The sequence below is a fragment of the Cloacibacterium normanense genome (assembly GCF_002943105.1).
In the GTDB taxonomy this organism is placed as follows: Bacteria; Bacteroidota; Bacteroidia; order Flavobacteriales; family Weeksellaceae; genus Cloacibacterium.
This window is the reverse complement of record NZ_PTPZ01000005.1, coordinates 187957-209408: the sequence shown is the minus strand read 5'-3', so window position 1 is coordinate 209408 and position 21452 is coordinate 187957. Positions and strand designations below refer to the sequence as shown.

The 21452-nt window shown below is 33.3% G+C and carries 16 protein-coding genes; 4 read left to right on the top strand and 12 right to left on the bottom strand.

From position 1 onward, the window contains the following. Positions 1-3: 3 nt before the first annotated feature. On the bottom strand, positions 4-588 hold the full coding sequence (gene ruvA / locus C3729_RS09825) for a Holliday junction branch migration protein RuvA (RefSeq protein WP_104793969.1): 585 nt from the start codon (positions 586-588) through the stop codon (positions 4-6). 119 nt (positions 589-707) lie between these two features. Here ruvA and C3729_RS09820 point away from each other — a divergent pair, with 119 nt between their 5' ends. Next, positions 708-2480, top strand: coding sequence for an AMP-dependent synthetase/ligase (locus C3729_RS09820; protein ID WP_104793968.1), 1773 nt, complete (start codon positions 708-710; stop codon positions 2478-2480). Positions 2481-2630: 150 nt separating this feature from the next. Beyond that, a complete protein-coding gene (locus C3729_RS09815) occupies positions 2631-3122 on the top strand; it encodes a hypothetical protein (RefSeq protein ID WP_104793967.1) in 492 nt (163 codons plus the stop codon). A 95-nt stretch (positions 3123-3217) separates the two neighbouring features. Here the strand turns inward: C3729_RS09815 and C3729_RS09810 are convergent, their stop codons facing one another. The 11 genes from C3729_RS09810 to C3729_RS09760 form a co-directional block, all read right to left on the bottom strand. Beyond that, positions 3218-3922: a prolyl oligopeptidase family serine peptidase gene (locus tag C3729_RS09810; protein ID WP_104793983.1), complete on the bottom strand. Its 705-nt coding sequence runs from the start codon at positions 3920-3922 to the stop codon at positions 3218-3220. Between the two features lie 8 nt (positions 3923-3930). Next, entirely contained in the window at positions 3931-5307 is a 1377-nt protein-coding gene (locus C3729_RS09805; protein WP_104793966.1) for a glucoamylase family protein, read from the bottom strand. A gap of 34 nt (positions 5308-5341) precedes the next feature. Then, positions 5342-6733, bottom strand: coding sequence for a glucoamylase family protein (locus tag C3729_RS09800; protein WP_104793965.1), 1392 nt, complete (start codon positions 6731-6733; stop codon positions 5342-5344). 48 nt (positions 6734-6781) lie between these two features. Beyond that, positions 6782-7747 carry a LamG-like jellyroll fold domain-containing protein gene (locus C3729_RS09795; RefSeq protein ID WP_104793964.1) on the bottom strand — a complete coding sequence of 322 codons (966 nt, stop codon included), beginning with the start codon at positions 7745-7747 and terminating at the stop codon, positions 6782-6784. A 17-nt stretch (positions 7748-7764) separates the two neighbouring features. Next, complete coding sequence (locus C3729_RS09790; RefSeq protein ID WP_104793963.1) at positions 7765-9231, bottom strand: RagB/SusD family nutrient uptake outer membrane protein; 1467 nt, start codon at positions 9229-9231, stop codon at positions 7765-7767. An 11-nt stretch (positions 9232-9242) separates the two neighbouring features. Continuing rightward, positions 9243-12023 (bottom strand): SusC/RagA family TonB-linked outer membrane protein, encoded by a 2781-nt coding sequence (locus C3729_RS09785; protein WP_317615413.1) that lies wholly within the window; start codon positions 12021-12023, stop codon positions 9243-9245. A 203-nt stretch (positions 12024-12226) separates the two neighbouring features. After that, a complete protein-coding gene (locus C3729_RS09780) occupies positions 12227-14026 on the bottom strand; it encodes a discoidin domain-containing protein (protein WP_104793982.1) in 1800 nt (599 codons plus the stop codon). Between the two features lie 10 nt (positions 14027-14036). Next, positions 14037-16373: a beta-glucosidase BglX gene (bglX, locus tag C3729_RS09775; RefSeq protein ID WP_104793961.1), complete on the bottom strand. Its 2337-nt coding sequence runs from the start codon at positions 16371-16373 to the stop codon at positions 14037-14039. A 91-nt stretch (positions 16374-16464) separates the two neighbouring features. Beyond that, entirely contained in the window at positions 16465-18750 is a 2286-nt protein-coding gene (locus tag C3729_RS09770) for an NADP-dependent malic enzyme (protein ID WP_104793960.1), read from the bottom strand. A 62-nt stretch (positions 18751-18812) separates the two neighbouring features. After that, positions 18813-19676 (bottom strand): BadF/BadG/BcrA/BcrD ATPase family protein, encoded by an 864-nt coding sequence (locus tag C3729_RS09765; RefSeq protein WP_104793959.1) that lies wholly within the window; start codon positions 19674-19676, stop codon positions 18813-18815. A gap of 39 nt (positions 19677-19715) precedes the next feature. Beyond that, positions 19716-19970, bottom strand: coding sequence for a hypothetical protein (locus tag C3729_RS09760; RefSeq protein ID WP_104793981.1), 255 nt, complete (start codon positions 19968-19970; stop codon positions 19716-19718). 217 nt (positions 19971-20187) lie between these two features. Here C3729_RS09760 and C3729_RS09755 point away from each other — a divergent pair, with 217 nt between their 5' ends. Both C3729_RS09755 and C3729_RS09750 read left to right on the top strand, forming a co-directional pair. Beyond that, the gene (locus tag C3729_RS09755; protein ID WP_104793958.1) at positions 20188-20646 is read left to right on the top strand and encodes a GtrA family protein; all 459 of its coding nucleotides are present in this window, start codon (positions 20188-20190) and stop codon (positions 20644-20646) included. A gap of 4 nt (positions 20647-20650) precedes the next feature. Beyond that, positions 20651-21373 carry a lysophospholipid acyltransferase family protein gene (locus C3729_RS09750; RefSeq protein ID WP_104793980.1) on the top strand — a complete coding sequence of 241 codons (723 nt, stop codon included), beginning with the start codon at positions 20651-20653 and terminating at the stop codon, positions 21371-21373. The last annotated feature ends 79 nt before the right edge of the window (positions 21374-21452 follow it).

Sequence of the window (21452 nt, the reverse complement as noted above, 5' to 3'; positions counted from 1 at the left end):
TGTTTATATCATTTTTAGAATTTGCTTCACCAATTCTTCGGTTTGCAAATCTGGATTTTGTTTTAAAATTCTATCGGCAATCTTCTCGCTCATCTTTTTAGGAATCCCTAAAACTTCTAAAGCAGATAACGATTCTTCTTTCACTTTATTGTCTGCAAAAGCAGAAATGTTCTCCGCAGAAACCCCGAATTTTTCTACCTTATCTCGTAAATCTACGATAATTCTTTCGGCGGTTTTAGCACCAATTCCTTTTACTTTTTGGAGCAGCGCAGAATTTTTATTGAGAATCGCTTGTGCAATGTCTTTAAGATCTAATGAAGAAAGCAAAATCAGCGCAGAAACTGCACCCACTCCGTTTACCGAAATTAAGAGATTAAACATTTCTTTTTCTTCTTTGGTATAAAACCCGAAAAGCAAATGTGCATCTTCTCTGATGATTTGCTGTGTAAAAAGAAAAACTTCCTTTCCTAAAGAAAGTCGCTGAGACGTTTGCAAAGAAATGCCTACATAATAACCCACTCCATTTACCTCTATCACCACATAGGTAGGAGTAAGTTCTTGAACAATACCTTTTAATGAAAAAATCATAGTTTTTTAATAATCTTCAAAGATAACAAATCTCTAAAAATTAAAAAATCAATTTATAGGTATAAAACATGCAATAATTCGTAATTTTGGGAAGTTATATTATAAATAGTAAACAGATAATGAAAAACCTACTTCAGCTTTTAGAAGAAAACACCAAAAAATTCCCACAGAAAACCGCTCTTAGCTTTAGAAACGGTGACGAAATAGAGATTCTTACTTGGAAAAAATTCTGGGCAATGGTTTGCCAAACTGCAAACGGATTGCATACTCTAGACGTAAAAAAGGGAGATTGCGTAGGTGTTTTTTCTCAAAATTCTAAAGATTGGATTATTTTTGACGTTGCCGTGCAAATGTTGGGGGCGATTACCATTCCCATTTACGCCACCAATAATTATGACCAAACCGAATATATCATCAAGCAAACCGAAATGCAACATATTTTGGTGGGAGATACTCCTCAACTTGAAATTCTGAAAAGTGCCGAAAAACATTTGGGCAAAAAATTACATATTTTCACGTCTCATGTGATAAAAGACGAAGCCGAAAACATTACCTATTTCCCAGATTTCATCAAGCATTTTGCTACGGAAAGAAACCTCATCGAAATTACCGATGAAGATTTGGCAACCATTCTTTACACTTCTGGAACTACAGGAATCCCGAAAGGTGTAATGCTTACACATGGTGGTTTCAAAGCGGTAGTTGTGGCACACAAAGAATTTTTCAGTTTCGACAATTTGTACGACATGAAATCTTTGGCATTTTTACCATTAAGTCATATTTTCGAAAGAAGTTGGTCGCTTTTTGTACTTTCACAAGGTGGTGAAGTTGCCATTTTAGAAGACCCAAAAAATATCTTGAACACTCTGAAACATGTTCACCCAACTGCAATGTGTGCCGTACCAAGATTCTACGAAAAAGTATATCAAACTTTAGTTAAAAAAATAGAAGCTTCTTCATCTACGAAACAAAAACTTTTCAAAAAAGCTTTGGAAGTGGGCGCTAAAGTAGCTGATAAAAAAAGAACAGGTGCTAAAGTTCCGTTTGGTTTACAATTACAGTTTAGTTTCTTTGACAAATTGGTTTTCAGAAAAATTAAAAATGAATTGGGCGGAAATCTTTCGTTTTTACCTTGTGGTGGAGCGATGCTGAAAAAAGAAATTTCAGAATTTTTTGCAGCTATTGGTTTACCCGTGATTGTAGGGTATGGACTTACCGAAACTACTGCTACAGTTACTGCACTTCCTCCGAAAAATTATGTGTACGGAAGCGTAGGAAAAGCTCTACCTGGTGTAGAATTTAAAATAGGAGCGGATGATGAAATCTTGGTAAAATACCAAGGTGTGATGAAAGGATACTACAAAAACGAAGAAGAAACAGCTAAAGTTTTCACGGAAGATGGATATTTCAGAACGGGTGATGCTGGTAGAATAGACGAAGAAGGAAATCTCTACATTACCGATAGAATAAAGGATTTAATGAAAACTTCTAACGGAAAATATATTGCGCCACAAAGCATAGAAATCCCATTACAAAGCAATCCTTATATTGCTCAAGCGATGGTAATTGCCGAAGGAAAACCTTATGTTTCTGCGGTGATTGTTCCTAATTTTGAAACCTTGATAGAGAAATACGAGGAATTTAAAAATTACCTTTCTCTAAATATTGAAGAAAAGAAAAAATTACTGGAAACGCCTTTCATTAAGGAAACTTTTGAAAAAGTAGTGAACGATATTCAAAAGGAATTTGCAAGTTTTGAAAAAATTAAAAAATTCAAACTTTTACCAGAAGAATTTACCATAGAACGTGGCGAAATTACCCCAACGTTAAAAATAAAACGTAAAATTATTCTTGAAAAATTCAAAGCCTTGATTGAAGGAATGTATGCGTAGAAAGTGTGCATTTTATATAGATTAAAAAATTGGAACGAAATAGGGATAAGTGATATTCAATAATAGTGGATTTTCTAAAAAGATTTTATAGAAATTTTTTCCATATTTGAGTCTTATCTACAGGTTCACAAAAAATTCACACAAGATTGTATGTTGACAAAAATTTTGAATCTATTTGCCTTAGTATTTGGTCTTACTTTATTTTTATTTCTGACTTTTATATTTTATAGTAACGCTTCAAAAAAATTAACTGAATATTCTCAAATTGATAGTAATGTACTTGAAAAAGGAATTATAAAAACTGACAATAATTCTAAAATATTCTTTATAAAAGTATCTAATTTTAATGAAGATTTTGCTGTATATAATATGACAAAAAATTATTCAAAACTTGAAAATGAAATTAGGATTGGCGATAAAATAAAAATATATTTTGAGAATTCAAACCCTAAAAAAAACGAATATTTAGATGTAATTCAGATCGAAAAAGGCAAAGAAATATTAGTAAGTCATAATAAACATAAAATCACCTATTACTTCTTAACTCTTTTAAGTTCTCTAGTTTTTATCTATATAATTCTTATGGTAATTGAATATTTAAAATATGGAGAATTCAAAAATCCTATTCCAACAATTTTTTAAAAAATCTTGATGTTGCGAATTTCCAATCCGTGACTTATTCTGTAAAAAACAAACCCCTCCAAAAAATTTGGAGGGGTTTTTGATTTGTAAAACGGTTATTTCTTTTTCTGTGAGAGAAGCCACTTGTAAAATTCTGGGTTAGAATAAGTAGAATCCCAAGAATTGTGATTATCGTTCGGGAAGAGAATGAGTTCTGCTTTTGGATTAATCGGGTGAACTTTCATCCAAAAATTAGTCGCGTTTTCTGGCAACACCACATCATCCATTCCGCCATGATAAATTTTCAGGTTCATATCTTTATAATTATGAATATTCGCCAACATTACTCTGTCTGTAGGTGCACAAACAGAAGCTACTGCTGCAAACATTTCAGGATGTTCTCCTGCCAATTTCAGCGTTCCCCAACCTCCCATAGATAAACCTGTAAGGTAAATTCTAGACGCATCTATTTTATATTTCTGCACGATTTCTTGAATCAAAAAATATACGGCTTGTGTATCCCACCACATATTTTCGGGACATTGCGGCGCAAGAATTGCCACAGGTTCCTGCATTAAATTTTTATAGGTAAACGGACTGTGCGCTTTTACCATTTCTAAATTGGTTCCTCTTTCGCCAGAACCGTGTAAAAAAACAATCAACGGAACATTTCCTTTAGCGTTTTGAGGATAATCAAAAAAGTAGGAAATATTTTTTTCTACTTTTACTTCTTTCTTGAATTCTGCTTTTATTTCTTGAGCATTTGCTTGACTGAGAAAGCCGAATGCAAGTAATGCCGTGATTTTTAAAATGAATTTCATCTTCATATTTATTTAATGTTATACTTCTCAGATTTGAATTCTAGCTTTTTAAGCCCTTGTTTGATTTCTGGTGCGTTCATAAACAACTTCCAAAGGAAACCTGTTCTGTAATTTTCAATCATGGGAGCAATCGTTCCTTGGTCAATAGCCAAATAACGTGGTGTAAACCAATTATCATAATGAATAGAAGTTGCATCAAAAGGACCTGCACTACCTATAAATTCTGGTTTCTGCGTGTACATAAATCTTAAAAAATTCATCGATTCTTTTGGTGAATACGGAAAACTACTCAAAGCAGCAGTTGGTGTAATAACGCCTCTATCTTCTGTAGGTTGATGAGCGGTATAACCTACTCCACCATCTTTATTTCTGGTATAACTTGCGGTAAGTCCCCAATAATTTTCGCCATAACCTTTCCAATTTTTAGGATTTTCTACACAATATTTATAATCGATAAGCACTTGGTTTTTATTCAAATCAAAATAATTCTTGATGAGTTTATCACTTAAACCAGTTGGGTCTAAACCAATGTACGAATAATGTGCCCAAAATAAAGGACCACCATATTCCTCAGAATAATTGTGTTTCACATAAAGCGGAAGTCCGTACTTAGATTTATCAGTAAGATAAGCTCCGTTTCTAGTCCAGCCTTGGTAATAAGTTTCTGCATCTATTGCATGAGTAGGCGATGAAGCCGCTAAAATATAAGTAATCAAACATTCGTTATAACCTTGCAATGGGAAATTCATCTCCCACTGATATTCTGGTGACCAATGCCAATACAACACTTTTTCGCCACCTTTGGTATACCAATTCCATTCGATTCCTTTCCAAAGTTCATCACATTTTTGAGCCAATGCTTTTTCTTCTGCATTACCATCTTTAAAATATTCGCGAACCATTAAAATCCCTGAAGTGAGAAAAGCAGTTTCTACTAAATCTCCACCATTGTCTTTTCTGCCAAAAGGAACTACTTTTCCTGTTTCTCCATTAATCCAATGACTCCAAGCTCCGTGAAAACGATCTGCTTTGGCTAAGAAATCCATCATTGTATTGAGTCTTTTTACGGCTTCATCTCTTGGAATAAAACCTCTTTCTACTCCTACCAAAACGGTGGCTAAACCAAAACCTGAACCACCTGTAGTCACTACATGTTTATCATTTTGAGGATAGATATTGTCTTCGTGATAGCGTTCTCTTCCGAGCAATGAATTAGGTTCTGCATAATCCCAAAAATATTTGAGTGCATCTTTTTGAACCTTATCCATTAATTGTTGGTCTGTTAATTTTGAAATTTCTGTATTCTTGCTCTCTGTCACGGTTTTCTGAGACTGACAAGAACTCAGCATGAAACTTGCAAAAAGAAATATGATTATTTTTTTCATTTTTATTAATAATTAAACCTATTCGAATGAATTTTTAGAATCCATATTGAGTAGAATGGAAACCTAATTTCAGTAAACCTTGTTTTACATCTGGAGCATTCATAAACAATTGCCACAAAAATGCCGAACGATGGTTTTCTACCATCGGCGCGATTGTTCCCTGATCTATTGCTAAATATCTTGGAGTAACCCAATTGTAATGTATAGAATATGCATCATAAGGTCCTGCTACACCGATGTATTTTTTATAATTTTCATTGTATAAAAATCTTAAAAAATTCATGCTTTCTGTAGGCGTATAAGGCATATCCGAAATAGCTGCTGTAGGCGAAATTATTCCTAAGTCATTATTCGGCTGATGTGCTGCATAATCATCTCCGCCAGTTTGAGGATTTCTGGAATAACTTGCCGTTAAACCCCAACTTTTAGAATTATATCCTTGCCAGCTTTTAGGATTGGTAACACAGTACTGATACATAATTTTGGAATGATTTACTACTGCATCTCCATAATTTACATAGTCATCTCTTAAACCTCTAGGATCTAATCCTAAGAAAGAATAATGAGACCAAAACATAGGGCCAACTGTTCCGTTTGCTCCGTTATGATTTACTATTAAAGGAATTCCGTATTGTGAGGCAGATGTTTTTATAGCACCACTTCTTGCCCAACCTTCGGTATAAACCGTTTTTTCAATAGCATAATTAGGTGAAGCTGCTGCTAAAACATAGGTGATTAAAGTTTCATCAAAACCTCGTAATTGGTGATTCATCTCAAAATTATAATTGGGTGACCAATGCCAATACAAAACGTTTTGACCTTGAGTATACCAATTCCACTCGATTCCTTTCCACAAATCGTCTGCTTTCTTTGAAATGGCTAATTCTGTGGCATCTGTAGAATTTTTGAAATATTCTCTTACACAGATTAAACCTTGAGCTAGAAAAGCTGTTTCTACTAAATCTCCTCCATTATCTTTTGTGCTGAAAGGAATAACATTCCCTGTATTCCCATCCATCCAATGTGGCCAAGCTCCATGAAAACGATTGGCATTTTGTAAGAAATTAAGAGCGGTCGATAATCTAGAAACGGCATCGGTTCTAGTAACATAACCATTTTTAATCCCTACTAAAATCGTCATCAATCCGAAACCAGAACCACCAGTTGAAACTACATGAGCATCTTGACCAGGATTATCTGTATGATATCTTTCTCTAGCCAGTTTAGAAGTAGATTGTGCATAATCCCAAAAATATTTAAGCGCATCTTTCTGAACCATTTCTATTATTTCTGGGTCTGTGTAAGCTTTGGGAGGATCTGTAGGATTTGTAGGTAAAGGTGTTCCTCCTCCTTTTGGTGAATCATCGTCGTTGCAAGAGAATAAGAATAAAGATGAAATCAAAAAAATGGACAATATTTTTTTCATATTAATGGATCTAAAAAGAGCCATCATAAAGATGGCTCAAAATTATTATTATCTATTGTTCTTTTCGAGCTGATACAATGATGAAACTTCATTAGGTTTTAATGCCGCTTTATATATTCTAAACTCATCTAATTGACCAGCGAAACTTGTTGCCCAATCTTCTTGACCACCTCCATTTTGAGAAGGCACGGTTTCAAATTGGTGATTCCCTATTACAATCTTGCCGTTTGTTCCAACCATTTGTAACACGCCATAACCTGGAACATTTTTTGTATTATCAATACTGCCTGGATCGTCTGAAAACCAAGGAGCCGAGCCAATTAGTCCTGTTGCAGGAGCATAAGCAAAACCACTAAGATTACTAGCTAGTTCACCATTTAAATAACAACTCACCTTACTAGTATTAGAGTCATATGTCATCGTAACATGGATCCATTTGTTTTTCTGCCCATCAATATTCATAATAACACTTTGACCTCTCCAAACTACTGCACTTCTGCCGTTTTCCACTCCTAATTTTAATCTTATTCTATCTGGAAAAGCTGTATCAGGGTTTTCAATATATAAATTTATACCTCCCCAGAATTCAGTTGGTCTTACTATTGTAAAAATACCTTGCGCACCTTTTCCTTGACCAGGCGTACTTGGAGAAACAGTATTTGCTGATTTCATCCAAAATGAAATAGTAAAATTATTGAGTGCTGTAATTGCTGAATTAGCATTAGCAACTGCATATCTTAGTTGAGTTGCTGATCCATCATAAGCTTTACCTTTAGCGCCTACTGCATAAGCCACATTATTTGGTACTGCTCCTGTTATATTATTTCTTGAATCAGAAAGATTATCTTCAAAACTAAACTTAGCAACTAAATCACCTGAAGCTATATCGTCTGAATTTTCATAACCTCCAATTGCTGGATATGGAATAGGCAAGTTTTCTTTATCTATACTATCTTCGCAACTAAACAAAAAAGCACTAAGAATAAAAAGTGAACTTATTTTAAGTTTTTTCATAATAATTAAATTAAAGATTAATAACCAGGATTTTGTTGAGACAACCCTTTAGATTCATTGATAAAAGATTGAGGAATAGGATAAACCTCATGCTTGCCAACTACAAAAGTTTTTCCATTAGCAGCCATTGCAGCTTGAGCCTGACCTGTTCTAATGATATCATACCATCTGTCATGCTCAAAAGCCAATTCTAATCTTCTTTCTTTGTAAATAGCTGTTCTGAAATCTGCTTGGGTTGTAGCAGTGGTATTTGCTAAACCTGCTCTGTTTCTCACTTGGTTAAGGAATGGAGCAGCAGCACTTGTTTGGTTAAGTTCATTTAAAGCTTCTGCTTTCATAAGCAGAACTTCTGCATATCTTAAATATCTAATATTAGCGTCTGAATCATCATTACCAGAGAAGTTAGACGAATACGCTTTGTAGTTATAATAAGGATTCTCTACTGTAGCAGGAACTACTCTTCCATCATAAAGGGTAGAATTTCTAAAAATGATGGTTGCATCTCTTCTTTCAGTATCACCTTGTTCATTAAAAGCATCTACTAATCCTTGAGAAGGAGTACTAAAGCCCCAACCCCAGCCTCCAGCTCCACGAGCTCCTTGAGTCTGAGAATATTGTTGTATTCCTGGTTTACCTATACCGCCTTGTCCTTGAATTTCAAAAATAGATTCAGCATTGTTTTCACCTGTAATTTTATAAATTTCTTGGAAATCTGGAGTTAATGAATACCCAGTAACCATATTACAGTTGTCTATAACTTGTTGCCATTTCTTTTGGTATAAAGAAACTTTAGCTAATAGAGCATAAGCTGCTCCTTTAGAAGCTCTACCTACGTTTGCTCCTGTATAAGCAGATTTTTCTGGTAATGCATTAATAGCGTCTCTTAAGTCTTTTTCTATAAATGCATAGACTTCTTCTTTTGATTTTCTTGTAAGCTGCATTACTCTATCATCTTCATTTCCTGCTACTGGGACATGATCTACAATAGGTACTCCTCCATAAGTTCTTACTAAAGTAAAATAAGTAAATGCTCTAAGAAACTTAGCTTCTCCAATTAATCTATCTCTTAGTGCTGCATCTGCATTATTTAACTGAGGTATAAAAAATAGCGCCTGATTACATCTATTTACAATTTGGTAATTAGCTTTGAAAACTTCTTCTATAGAACCTCCAGTTGGAGTAAAATTAAGTGCATCTAATAAATTTTTATCACCCCCTGTATCTCCTGGAGAAGAGCCTTTATCTGCTTCATCACTTGCAATACTTGTGATACCAATCCATGAGAATGAACTTACATTCCAATCTAAAAATTTAGCATAAATAGCAGTTACGAATCCTTCAGCTCCTGCGTTATTATTATATAAAGATAGGTCTTCTGCTGAAATAGATTGTGTTAGCGGAACATCTAAATAATCATTGCTGCAACTTTGTGAAGACAAAGATAAAAGCAAAATAGAGGACAATAATATTATTTTTTTATTCATGATTTCAAATTTTAAAATTTAAGATTAATTCCAAATACAAATGATCTTAAAGTAGGATAAGCATCTAGCTCTACTCCTGTTAAATCATAAGGATTCCCGTTTGCATTAAGCTCTGGACTGAATCCAGAAAACTTTTGGATAATTATAGGGTTAATAGCACTTACATAAAGTCTAACATTTGAAAGATAATCTACAGTTTTACTTAATGTATACCCGAGAGTGATGTTATTTACTCTAAAGAAATCTCCTGATTCTAAATAATAATCAGACGCAATTGGAACCGCATTAAAAGGTGCTGGATTTGCAGAATCTGTATTGGTAGCGGTCCAAAAATCATTAGCCACACTATATTCTATATTTTCTCCAGAGAATCTTTGAGCTTTTTTTCCATTATAAACTTTAGCACCAAATGTTCCATATCCATTGGCTGAAAAATCTACATTTTTATATTTCAAGCCTATATTAACACCAAATGTAGACTTAGGAATATATGAGCCCATAAATTTTCTATCATCCAAGTCATTTGCTCCTGTTCTACCGTCACCATCTACATCTACATAGGTAAAATTACCATTGGCATCTTTTCCAGAAACTTCCCATAACCAGAAACTTCCTAAAGGTTGATTAAGTGCCAATTCTGAAAGCAATTTAGTGTATTGTCCATTACCAAGACTACCACCTCTGATTGGGTTAATATTAGTTGCTACTTTATTCAGTTTATTATCATTGTAAGAATAATTACCACCAATGCTATAGCTTAAATTTTCATTGATTTTATCATCCCAACTCAATCCAAGTTCTATCCCTTTATTGGTTACTTCTCCTAAATGAGCATAACCATAATTAGAAATACCAGAAGTCAGAAGAGGAATTGCTCCTAAAATGATATTTTTAGTCACTCTGTTATAAACATCTACTGAACCTCTTAATCTTCTATTTAACAATTCATAATCTAAACCAACTGTAGATTCTTCCGTAACTTCCCAAGAAAGATTTGGATCATAAACTTGATCTATTGTATTACCACTTGAAGAGGTTAAACCACCAAATGCATAATTATATACATCTCCTGTAGCGAAAGGTAAAATATTAAGTCGTACATTTTGGTTTCCTAATCTACCCCAACCTCCTCTTAATTTTAAAAGGTTAATTACAGAATTATCTTTTAAGAAGTTTTCCTCAGAGATAACCCATCCTAAACCAAATGCTGGGAAATTACCCCATTTGCTACCTTCCATAAATTGTGAAGAACCATCCCTTCTAATTGTGGCAGTAACTAAATATTTATTCATTAACTTATACTGACCTCTAGCAAAATAAGATGTAGTTCTGTTATTATTTCCATTTCTGCTATTTACTATATTAATTTGACTTTGATAATTTTGACCATCTAAATCCCAATAATTACTATTAGCAATCATGTTCTTTCTTTGCATATAGAAATAATTTTCTCCACTTCTCTCAGAGACTTCCATCCCCACAGTAGCTTCAATATCATGTACTCCAATTTTTTTATTATAGGTTAAGTAATTTGTTAGTACCCAATTAAAATAATCTGTTTTGGTATTATTTAATAAATTAATAGGGTCTTCAGCTTTGTATGCACTAGAAACTCTTGTAGGGTCTGCTGCCAACCAAATTGCTTTAGAATCTGCATAATTATAACTTTTAAAGTTATAATATTCTCCATTAAATTGTGATGTTAATTTTAAATCTTTTAAAATACTCATATCCAATTTTAATCCTCCCTGTAGTGTTACTGCATTTTGTCTTTCTTTAAAGAAATTTAATTGTGCAAGAGGATTACCTACATTGTTAAATGAAGAACCTGTAGGAGATGCAAATCCATTAGCCCCCACAAAAGATACCCCATATTTTCCGTCTGGATAATATAAAGGAACTATAGGAGATTGTTTATAAGCTGTAGTGAAAACACCTAAAGGCTTAGGTGTAACATTATTAAATGCTACACTAAAGTTTTGAGAAATCGTAATTCCTTTGCTAACCTTAAATTCATTATTGGTTCTAACTGTAGCTCGGTTAAAATCAGAACCTTTTAAAATTGCTTTTTCATCATAATTGCTCAAACTTAAAAAGTATTTAGCATTTTCTGAAGCACCAGAAAGGGATACATTATGTTGGTTATATGTTCCCGTACGCGTTATAGCATCAAACCAATCTGTATTAATTGGCTGATCTTGAGAGAATTTTGTACTTGACAATGCAGTATTTGTATAATAAGAAAACAAATTACTACCTGCCATTTTAACTTTTTTTAACGGCATTCTTACCCCTGTAAATCCATCATATTCAACAGTGATTTTTTTTCCTTTTCCGCTTTTAGTTGTTACAATAATTACTCCATTTGCAGCTCTGTTTCCATAAATAGCCAACGCAGATGCATCTTTCAAAATATCATAAGTGAGAATGTCGTTTGAGTTAATATTATTAATATTATCAACAAACATCCCATCAACAACATAAAGTGGAGTTCTTCCACTTTCCGCAGTACCTAAACCTCTAATAATTACCGTAGGCGTAGAACCTGGTAAATCAGAAGCGATTACAGTTACACCTGCAGCTTTCCCTTGAATAGCTTGAGTAGCATTAAGAACTTTTGTTTTTGTAATTTCTTCTGGGTTTAAAGAGCTGATAGAAGTAGTATTATCTACTTTTTTTCTACTACCATACCCAATCATCACTACCTCTTCTATTTGCTTTTCTTTAAGCGAATCTTTTGTTTGAGCGCTTAATTCTTGATATCCTGCAAATAAGTAAATTGCAGCTATCATACTTGTTAATTTCACAGTGTTTTTCACCATAACAATAATGAATTAAAAATTATTTTTTATTATCTTATTTTGAGACAAAATATAAAATCAAATGTACAATTTTATTTAATCCATAACATTTATTTTGTTAATTTTTTAAAAAAAATGTTAAAAATCATTAAAAAAGTAAATCTGAAGCCTTTATACAAGCTCTTTTTTATGAATTACTCAACTTTTGCAATTTCGGTTTTTTCTGAAATACCATTATTATTGAAGGCTTCTATCTGAAAATAATAAGTATCTGCAGCATCCATCCCGGTAAAATAGTAGTCATTCTTACCATAAACCATAATACTTCCGTACATCTTGTCTGGAGACTTTCCAAAGTAAATTACATAGCCATCTGCTAAGTTATTTTGCTTCCATTTTAACCATGAACTTCTTCTCTCTCCTGCTTTTTCTTTTGGATTTCTCAGAACCACAAAATTTTCTACTTTTTGAGGCTTTTCACCACTTCCATTTCCGAAAACTCTCAATCCACTGATGGCAAATTTGCCAGTAGGCATTTTAATGTTTTGAATTTTAAGATATCTTGCGGTAAATGGTTTCTCTATTTCTATATAATCGTGAGGTACATCTTTGGTGTTATTTGACTTGTCTACCACTAATTTCCAGTTTTTTTCGTCATCCGAAGCATAGATTTTATATTGATGAGATTTACCTAAAGTTTTACCTAAAAACTCAGCATCTTGGTCTGCAAAATTGATTTGAATAGCTTTCACTAAGGATCTTTCGCCTAAATCTGTTTGTATATATTCATTAGCGCCACCAGTTTTAGCACTCCAATACGTTTTAATATCTTCATCTACTGCAAAATTGGGTTGGAAACTTCCTAAAGTAGAAGAAACTTTAACAGGTTTATTGTAATTTAATAACATCCAACCTGTAAACAATCCTTTAATATGGTCTGCATTTTTATATGGAAGATAAGTAGGATAATCACCGTAAGCTGTATTACTGTACATCACATCATCTTGATCAAAACCAGCTGGCCAAATTCCAATCCTTCTTTCAAAATTATTTTTTTGGCTAATGACCATGGTAGAAACATGCCAATATTGCCCGAAATTATCTTGATAAGTAGCACCATGTCCTGCTCCTCTTGCAAAACCACCGGGTTTATATGAGAAAGGGTTGTGTTTTTGATAAGAAAATCCTTCCAGCGGATTATTGCTCACATAAACTCCATCTGCGTAACCGCTAAACTCAGTTCCTGGAGCGCCATATTGCAGATAATACTTATTATTATGCTTAGTTACCCAAGCTCCTTCCATAAATGGTTTGAGAAAAGTATTGTCATTATATTCTCCAAATCTTTCCCAACCGTGATCATCTGGATGCAAAGACATCAATGGTTTTACGTAACCTTCAGATTGCAATGTTTGCGTATTAATCTCAGTTCCTAGAAGTGGAAATTCATTGCTTGAACCCCAATACAAGAACAGTTTTTTCAAATCTTTATCATACAAAAAGGCGGGATCCCAAGCTCCTACTTTAAAATTATCTACCGCAATTTCCCATTCATCTTTTGTAGGATTTTTAGATTTCCAAATGGCAAAATTCGGTCCGTGTGTAGAACCTATTACGTACAATTCATCATTCATTTCGAAAACTGCAGGCGCACATAATTCATCATAAACTTGATGATTAACATCTAATTTATGGTCTACTTTACCAGCTTCTCTGTTTGGAAATTCGTTTTCGGGTTTTAAGAATTTTCTAGAAATAAAATTCCAATTTAACATGTCTTCACTCCACCAATATCCCCATTGATTGGTACTAAAAAGGAAGTATTTTCCTTTGAAATTAACAATTACTGGATCTGCAGTTGCTCTATGTTTTCCTTGAGTTGCAAAATTAGGAATGGGAGTATATCCGTAATCTATATTAATAGGATTACAATAAGTTTTCTGCTGTGCCGAAAAGAACACAACAGAAAACAATGCGATGATAAAAGCTCTCATATTTTGAGATTTATTTATTCCAAGTGATTTTTTGAGAAACGGTCTTTTGAGAATCACCTCCTACAAAAATTTCAAATTCGCCAGATTCCCAATCGTATTTTAGGTTATTATCATAGAACTTTAAATCTTCTGGAGTTATATTAAAGGTAACCGTTTTGGTTTCACCAACTTTTAAATACACTTTTTGGAAACCTTTCAATTCTTTTACTGGTCTTGTATTGCTACCTACCATGTCTCTGATGTATAATTGTACGATTTCTGCACCGTCGTATTTTCCAGAATTTTTCAATTCTACAGAAACTTTTAAAGTTTGGTTTCCTTTTAAATTTTTAGAACTTACATTTAGATTATTGTATGCAAACTGAGTGTAACTTAAACCATAACCAAATGGATAAAGTGGAGTGTTACATTCATCTAAATAATTAGAACGGAATTTTTGAAACTCACATTTCTCTGTTTTTTCAGTATCTAAAGGTCTTCCTGTATTTTTGTGATTGTAGAAAATAGGAACTTGACCTACACTTCTTGGGAAAGTCATCGGTAATTTAGCGGAAGGATTTACTTTACCAAAAAGTACATCCGAAATTGCTAAACCAGCTTCTGATCCTGGGAACCATACATTAAGAATAGCATCTGCTAATTCACTTTCTTCATTGATTTCCATTGCTCTACCTGCAAATAATACCAAAACAATTGGCTTACCTGTTTTTTTCAATTCTTTTAATAAATCTTTTTGAGCTTGTGGAATAGAAATATTGGTTCTAGAACTAGATTCGCCGCTCATTTCAGCAGTTTCGCCAATGGCAAGAAGAATTACATCTGCTTTATTAGCAACCTCAACTGCTTCTTTCAGCATTTCTTCTTTGCTTCTGCTGTCTCTGTAAGTGTTTTTGCCAAACATAGCAGCGTTTTGTTCGAAAGTTGCATCATAATCTATATTAGAACCTTTAGCATAAGTAAAATTCACAGAATTACCGAAAGTCTTTTTAAGACCTGCTAAAAGCGAAATCGCATCTTTATGTTTTGCAGCAACGCTCCAAGTTCCCGGCATGTTTTCAGCATTGTCTGCTAATGGCCCAATTACAGCAATATTTTTTTGAGATTTTAAAGGAAGAATTTCATTGGTGTTTTTCATTAAAACCATTGACTGTGCTGCAATATTTCTGGCCATATCTCTGTTTGCCTGACTGTAAACTTCATTTTTTGATCTGTTTGCATCACAATATTTATATGGATCCTCAAAAAGTCCTAAATCATATTTTGCTTCAAGAATTCTTTTTACGGCTAAATCAATTTGTTTGATATTTACTTTTCCTTCTTGTACAGATTTTTTAAGGGTAGTAAGAAAACCTTCGCCTACCATATCCATATCTACACCAGCGTTCATTGCCAAAGCCGAAACTTGCTGTAAATCTCCCATTCCGTGGTCTATCATTTCATTAATACCTGTATAATCAGTCACCACGAAACCTTTGAATTTCCATTGATTTCTAAGAACTTCAGTCATTAACCATTTGTTTCCTGTTGCAGGAATTCCGTCTACTTCATTAAAAGAAGCCATCACAGAACCTACACCTGCATCTACAGCAGCTTTATATGGAGGAAAGTATTCATTATACATTCTTACATGGCTCATGTCTACCGTATTATAATCTCTACCAGCTTCTGGAGCTCCGTACAATGCGAAATGTTTTACACAAGCCATTATCGTATTATTCAGAGATAAATCTTTTCCTTGATAACCAAAAACCATTGCTTTTGCCATTTCGGAACCTAAATAAGGATCTTCTCCAGCTCCTTCTGCTACTCTTCCCCATCTTGGATCTCTAGAAATATCTACCATTGGCGAGAAAGTCCAGTTAATACCACTTGCACTTGCTTCATTTGCTGCTATTCTTGCAGATTGCTGCACTAATTGAGTATCAAAAGAAGAAGCCAAACCAAGAGGAATAGGAAAATTGGTTTCATAACCATGAATTACATCCATCCCGAAAAGCAAAGGAATTTTTAAACGGCTTTTCTCTACGGCAATTTTTTGAACTTCTCTAATTTTTTCTACTCCTTTAATATTAAAGAGACCACCTACTTTTCCTTCTTGTATTTTCTTTGCAATATCAGAACTTTGAGCTTGTCCCGTTGTAATATCACCTGCTCCGGGAAGATTAAGTTGACCTAGTTTTTCGTCTAGAGTCATCTTTTTCAACAAAGAATTTACGAAAACAGACTTTTTAGATTGATACTCTTTTGTTTGGTAATTGTAGTATGGTTTATTTACAACTTCTTGAGAATGAGCGTAACCAGAAATTAATACTACTGCTAATAAGAATTTTGACTTTATGCTAAACATAATTTTAATTTTAAGGTTAAAGTTAGATAATTATTTTTGAGGAAAAAAAAATTTAACAATAAAAAAACCGAGAAAATTCTCGGTTTAAATATTATTGATTTTCGCGCATTTGAGCATCTAAAACGGCAATAGTTGCCAAGTTTACAATTTCATCTACACTTGCTCGCATTTGTAAAACGTGTACCGGTTGTTTCAGTCCTAATAAAATAGGTCCTACAACTTGTGCTACTTTCATTCCTCTGATAATTTTATAAGAAAGATTTGCACTTTCTAGATTCGGGAAGATAAAAGTATTGGCAGGAGTTTTTCCTAATTTTGAGAAAGGATAATCCTGAAGATGGTCTGCACTCATCGCAAAATCTGGCTGAAACTCACCATCTACAATCATATCTGGATATTTTTGATGTAGAATATTCACTGCTTTTGCTACTTTTTTAGACGTCTCAGAATTGGCTGAGAAATTTTCGTAAGAAAGCATGGCAATTCTTGGTTGAATAGCGAAAGATTTAATCGCAAACTCTGCCATCTTCGCGATGTTGGCCATTTCTTCTGGAGTAGGATTTACATTGATAGAAGTATCAGCAAAGAAATAAGGCTTTTTATCTGATAAAATCATCATCATAGAAGCAATTTTATCTACTCCCTTTGCTTTTTCTATAATTTCTAAAACAGGTCTCAGAACAGTTCTGTAATTTTTAGAATATCCTACAATTAGTGCGTCTGTATCACCATGTTGTAACATGAGTGGCCCGAAATAATCTCTGTTTCTTACCAATCTTTTGGCAATATATTCATTTACCCCTTTTCTATTGCGAAGTCTCCAAAGCGTTTCTCTATATTTTTTACGATTTTCGTCTTGGTCATCATCCATAGGATCTACAATCGGAACGTCTAGATGAATTCCGAATTTTTCCATTTGTTCTTTGATGAATTTTTTCTCTCCTAATAAAATAGGATGAGCAATTCCTTCTTCATAAAGAATTTGTGCAGCTTTCAATACATTATATTCTTCAGCATTTCCTAGCGTAACACGTTTTGGATTAGAACGCGCTCTGTTTTGCATCATTCTGATGAGTTTTTCATCTCTACCCATTCTATCTAGCAACTGATTTTCGTATTCTTCGAAATCGGCAATAGGTTTTCTAGAAATTCCGCTTTCCATAGCCGCTTTTGCTACTGCAATGGAAACTTTGGTTAATAATCTATTATCAAATGGTTTCGGAATGAAGTATTCTCTACCAAATCCTATATTTTTAACATTATAAGCCAATTTCACCATTTCAGGAACCGGCTCTTTTGCTAATTCTGCGATTGCTTTTACAGCAGCCAATTTCATTTCCTCATTAATTCCAGTAGCTTGTACATCTAATGCACCTCTGAAAATATATGGGAAACCAAGAACGTTATTCACCTGATTAGGAAAATCACTTCTTCCCGTTGCCATAATAACATCTGGTCTCGTTGCGATGGCAAGATTATAATCAATCTCTGGAGTAGGATTTGCCAAAGCAAAAACCACAGGATTTTCCGCCATTGAACTAAGCATTTTTGCAGTCATTACATCTCCTTTAGATAGACCAACAAAAACATCTGCTCCTTCTAAAGCTTGTTCCAACGTAGAAATATCTGTTTGTGCAATAAAATCTAATTTTTCTGGAGTAAGATTTTCTCTCTTATGATTAATTACTCCTTTAGAATCGCACATCAATACGTTTTCTTTTTTAAGACCTAGTGCAATGTATAATTTGGTACAAGCAATTGCTGCTGCTCCTGCTCCATTTACCACCATTTTCACCTCATCTATTTTTTTATCTGCCAATTCTAACGCATTAATTAATGCTGCTGCAGAAATGATGGCAGTTCCATGTTGGTCATCATGCATCAAAGGAATATTAAGCTCTTCTTTCAGTCTTTGTTCTATGTAGAAAGCTTCTGGCGCTTTGATATCTTCTAAATTGATTCCACCAAAAGTGGGCGAAATTCCTTTTACGATTTCTATAAATTTGTCTGGATCTTTTTCGTTAATTTCAATATCAAAAACATTGATATCTGCAAAGATTTTAAACAATAATCCTTTTCCTTCCATTACTGGTTTAGAAGCTTCTGCACCGATGTCTCCCAATCCTAAAACAGCAGTTCCGTTTGAAATTACAGCAACTAAGTTTCCTTTGGTGGTATATTCATATATAGTAGAAGGATTTTTTTCGATTTCTAAACAAGGTTCTGCAACTCCTGGTGAATAAGCTAGTGATAAATCTCTCTGTGAAGAGTGAGGTTTAGAGGGAATGACTTCTATTTTTCCTTTAGGTTCATTTCTGTGATAATCAAGTGCTGCGTTTCTAAATTGCTCTTGATCTCTATGCGTTTTATTTGACATAAATTTTAAAAAATTTAATTAAAAGTAAATTCTATATTAAAAAAAGAAGAGGAAATATTTTTTTATTCCTCTTGGTTGAAAATGTATTTTTTATGATACTCTACTAGGCTTTCTATAGGTTTTTGTACAATTTTTCCTACGGTAAGATTAAGTTCTGCGGCGGCAGATCTCAAAATATCTTCGTACACAAAAGCGATAGAACCAATAAAGTTAATCTCTGCTTCTCTGGCTTCTTCATAAGGAAGCACTTGATATTCAAAGAAATTTTTCATCTCATCAAATATCATATTTTGAAAATATGGATGTGATTTTTTGAGGACTACAAATTTATTAAATTCTGCGAGATAAGCATTAGCTCTAGGATTGTGATACATATTTCTGATGGCATCTTCTATGGTAAGATGATAAGTAGCCATAAAATCTTCGTGTAAATCTTTGGGCAATTTTTTCATAAAAAACCTGCGCAACAATTGTTTACCCAGTGCGGAACCACTTCCTTCGTCACCAATTAAAAAACCTAATGATGGCAAATCTCTTCTTACGGTTTCTCCATCAAAAAAACATGAATTAGAACCCGTCCCTAGAATACAAACAATTGCAGGTTTACCATTGTAAGCTGCATAAGCAGCAGCCGTCATATCTTCTTTTACAATCACTTTAGCATGTGGAAATGCTTTTTGTAAATTGACTTCTACCAAAGCTGCATTTTCTGGAGTACCACAACCAGAACCGTAAAAATAAATTTCTTTTAAATGTTCTTTAAGAAAATACAGATGCTGATTCTTCTCAATTTCTTGAGGAATCAAATCTGCATTAATAATATTTGGATTAAAACCGAGTGTTTCGGTCTTTTGAGAAATCTTACCAGAATGATCTAGAATTACCCAGTCACATTTTGTAGAACCACCGTCAACAATTGCAATCATACACAAAGCGTTTAAATTGCTAAATTAGGAAAATCTTTTTTATTCTATGCTTTCCTCATCTTTTAGGTCTAGCCAATGGTCTATTTCATCTTCTAAATAATGAGTCTGTAATTTAAGGGCAAACATAAAATCATCTGGCACAGAAGCTCTATCTCCAGTTTCTATGTCCCATATTTCGTCTGAGAGATTTTCGAATTCTGAATAGATTCTTTTGAAGCGTGGATTATGTTCTTCTAAGTCCTTAATTTTCTCTTGCTTATACTGAAATTTTCTGTATGGTCTCGGGGTTTTCATACTTTTATTTTTTGATTTGGTGTGGTAAATATCAATGAACAATCTGGTGTCAAGACAAAAAAATCACTTTCATATATAATTGAAAATGAATTTTTTATCAGGTTTTGATGGCGTATTTTGTAATACTAAATTATATATTTTTTTGTTATAAAAAAATAATTAATGATAATTTATTAAACTTTAACATTTAAGTTTAAATTTGTAGTAAGAAAATTTTATGAAACAACTTTTATTAAAACAAAAGCAAGTTCTATTTTTTATTATTGCGGGAGGTTTAAGTGCGATTGTAGAAATTGGGAGTTTTAAATTATTCAGTGTTAATATCCCTATTTTTTTTTCAAGTGAGACTAATTTTCACGGAATTCATTTTCCGTTGAGCAACATATTATCTACTACTTGTGGTATCGTTTTCAATTATTTTTTAAGTATTTGGTTTGTTTTCGAACGTGGGAAGCACTCTAAAAAAAGGGAATTTGCTTATTTTATGGTGATTTCTTTTTTCTCTACCATATTGAGTTTATTATTTTTCCAATTATTTTACAATACTATCTTTAGAGATAATCTAGACCTGATTATTTACACCTTCAGTCCACAGATTTTAAGTAAAATTGCCGCCATTGGATTGGTTTCTATCCTTAATTATTCGATCAAGAAAAACGTAATTTTTAATGGTTAAAAACATGAAAAGAGCACTTAATTATCTTTGGCGAGGCTGGATGGTTTTACTCGCTGGAATTTTACTTATTCTATTCTTTATTCCTGTTTATTTGCTCTCCATAAAAAAAGAACACTATAAATATGCTTACTTTTTCGTGAGACTTTGGTGTAAAGGTGTTTTTTATGGTATGGGATTCAGATATGAACTCATTAATAAGACCAACAAAAAAATTGACAGAAACCAACAATACGTTATTATTGCCAATCACACTTCGATTGTAGATATTTTTATTCCGGTTTTATTATTCCCTCATCATCCTATTTGTTTTGTTGGTAAAAAGGAATTGGTGAAAATTCCTATTTTCGGTACTATCTATAAAAGAATCTGTGTAATGGTAGACAGAAGTTCGCCCAAAAGCAGAGCAGAAGTCTATGAAAGATGTGCAGAACGTATGGAAGAAGGAGACAGCATTGTGATTTTTCCAGAAGGAGGCGTTCCAGATGACACGTCTGTCCTTTTAGACAAATTTAAAGATGGAGCTTTTATTTTATCTAACAAACACCAGTCTCCACTTGCTGTTTTTACGATTATAGGATTGAAAGAAATGTTTCCTTTTGACCATGGAAAAGGATATCCAGGAAAAATTAAAATTTATTTTAATGAGATTCTAGAGCCAACAAAAAACATACAGGAATTGAAAGAAGTTTCACATAATCTTATTAAATTTACCCTTCAAAATAATTAAAAAATCTATTATATCATTTCGAGAAAATAATAATATATTTGTTAGCATAATTTCTGCTCAGGATTTATAAAATAAATTA

What these genes read in the sequence shown, in the direction of transcription:
- bglX (WP_104793961.1), bottom strand. Translation starts at nt 16,373, where the DNA reads ATGTTTAGCATAAAGTCAAAATTCTTATTAGCAGTAGTATTAATTTCT.
- ruvA (WP_104793969.1), bottom strand. Translation starts at nt 588, where the DNA reads ATGATTTTTTCATTAAAAGGTATTGTTCAAGAACTTACTCCTACCTAT.
- C3729_RS09795 (WP_104793964.1), bottom strand. Translation starts at nt 7,747, where the DNA reads ATGAAAAAACTTAAAATAAGTTCACTTTTTATTCTTAGTGCTTTTTTG.
- C3729_RS09750 (WP_104793980.1), top strand. Translation starts at nt 20,651, where the DNA reads ATGAAAAGAGCACTTAATTATCTTTGGCGAGGCTGGATGGTTTTACTC.
- C3729_RS09810 (WP_104793983.1), bottom strand. Translation starts at nt 3,922, where the DNA reads ATGAAATTCATTTTAAAAATCACGGCATTACTTGCATTCGGCTTTCTC.
- C3729_RS09790 (WP_104793963.1), bottom strand. Translation starts at nt 9,231, where the DNA reads ATGAATAAAAAAATAATATTATTGTCCTCTATTTTGCTTTTATCTTTG.
- C3729_RS09765 (WP_104793959.1), bottom strand. Translation starts at nt 19,676, where the DNA reads ATGATTGCAATTGTTGACGGTGGTTCTACAAAATGTGACTGGGTAATT.
- C3729_RS09820 (WP_104793968.1), top strand. Translation starts at nt 708, where the DNA reads ATGAAAAACCTACTTCAGCTTTTAGAAGAAAACACCAAAAAATTCCCA.
- C3729_RS09800 (WP_104793965.1), bottom strand. Translation starts at nt 6,733, where the DNA reads ATGAAAAAAATATTGTCCATTTTTTTGATTTCATCTTTATTCTTATTC.
- C3729_RS09785 (WP_317615413.1), bottom strand. Translation starts at nt 12,023, where the DNA reads ATGATAGCTGCAATTTACTTATTTGCAGGATATCAAGAATTAAGCGCT.
- C3729_RS09805 (WP_104793966.1), bottom strand. Translation starts at nt 5,307, where the DNA reads ATGAAAAAAATAATCATATTTCTTTTTGCAAGTTTCATGCTGAGTTCT.
- C3729_RS09760 (WP_104793981.1), bottom strand. Translation starts at nt 19,970, where the DNA reads ATGAAAACCCCGAGACCATACAGAAAATTTCAGTATAAGCAAGAGAAA.
- C3729_RS09815 (WP_104793967.1), top strand. Translation starts at nt 2,631, where the DNA reads ATGTTGACAAAAATTTTGAATCTATTTGCCTTAGTATTTGGTCTTACT.
- C3729_RS09780 (WP_104793982.1), bottom strand. Translation starts at nt 14,026, where the DNA reads ATGAGAGCTTTTATCATCGCATTGTTTTCTGTTGTGTTCTTTTCGGCA.
- C3729_RS09755 (WP_104793958.1), top strand. Translation starts at nt 20,188, where the DNA reads ATGAAACAACTTTTATTAAAACAAAAGCAAGTTCTATTTTTTATTATT.
- C3729_RS09770 (WP_104793960.1), bottom strand. Translation starts at nt 18,750, where the DNA reads ATGTCAAATAAAACGCATAGAGATCAAGAGCAATTTAGAAACGCAGCA.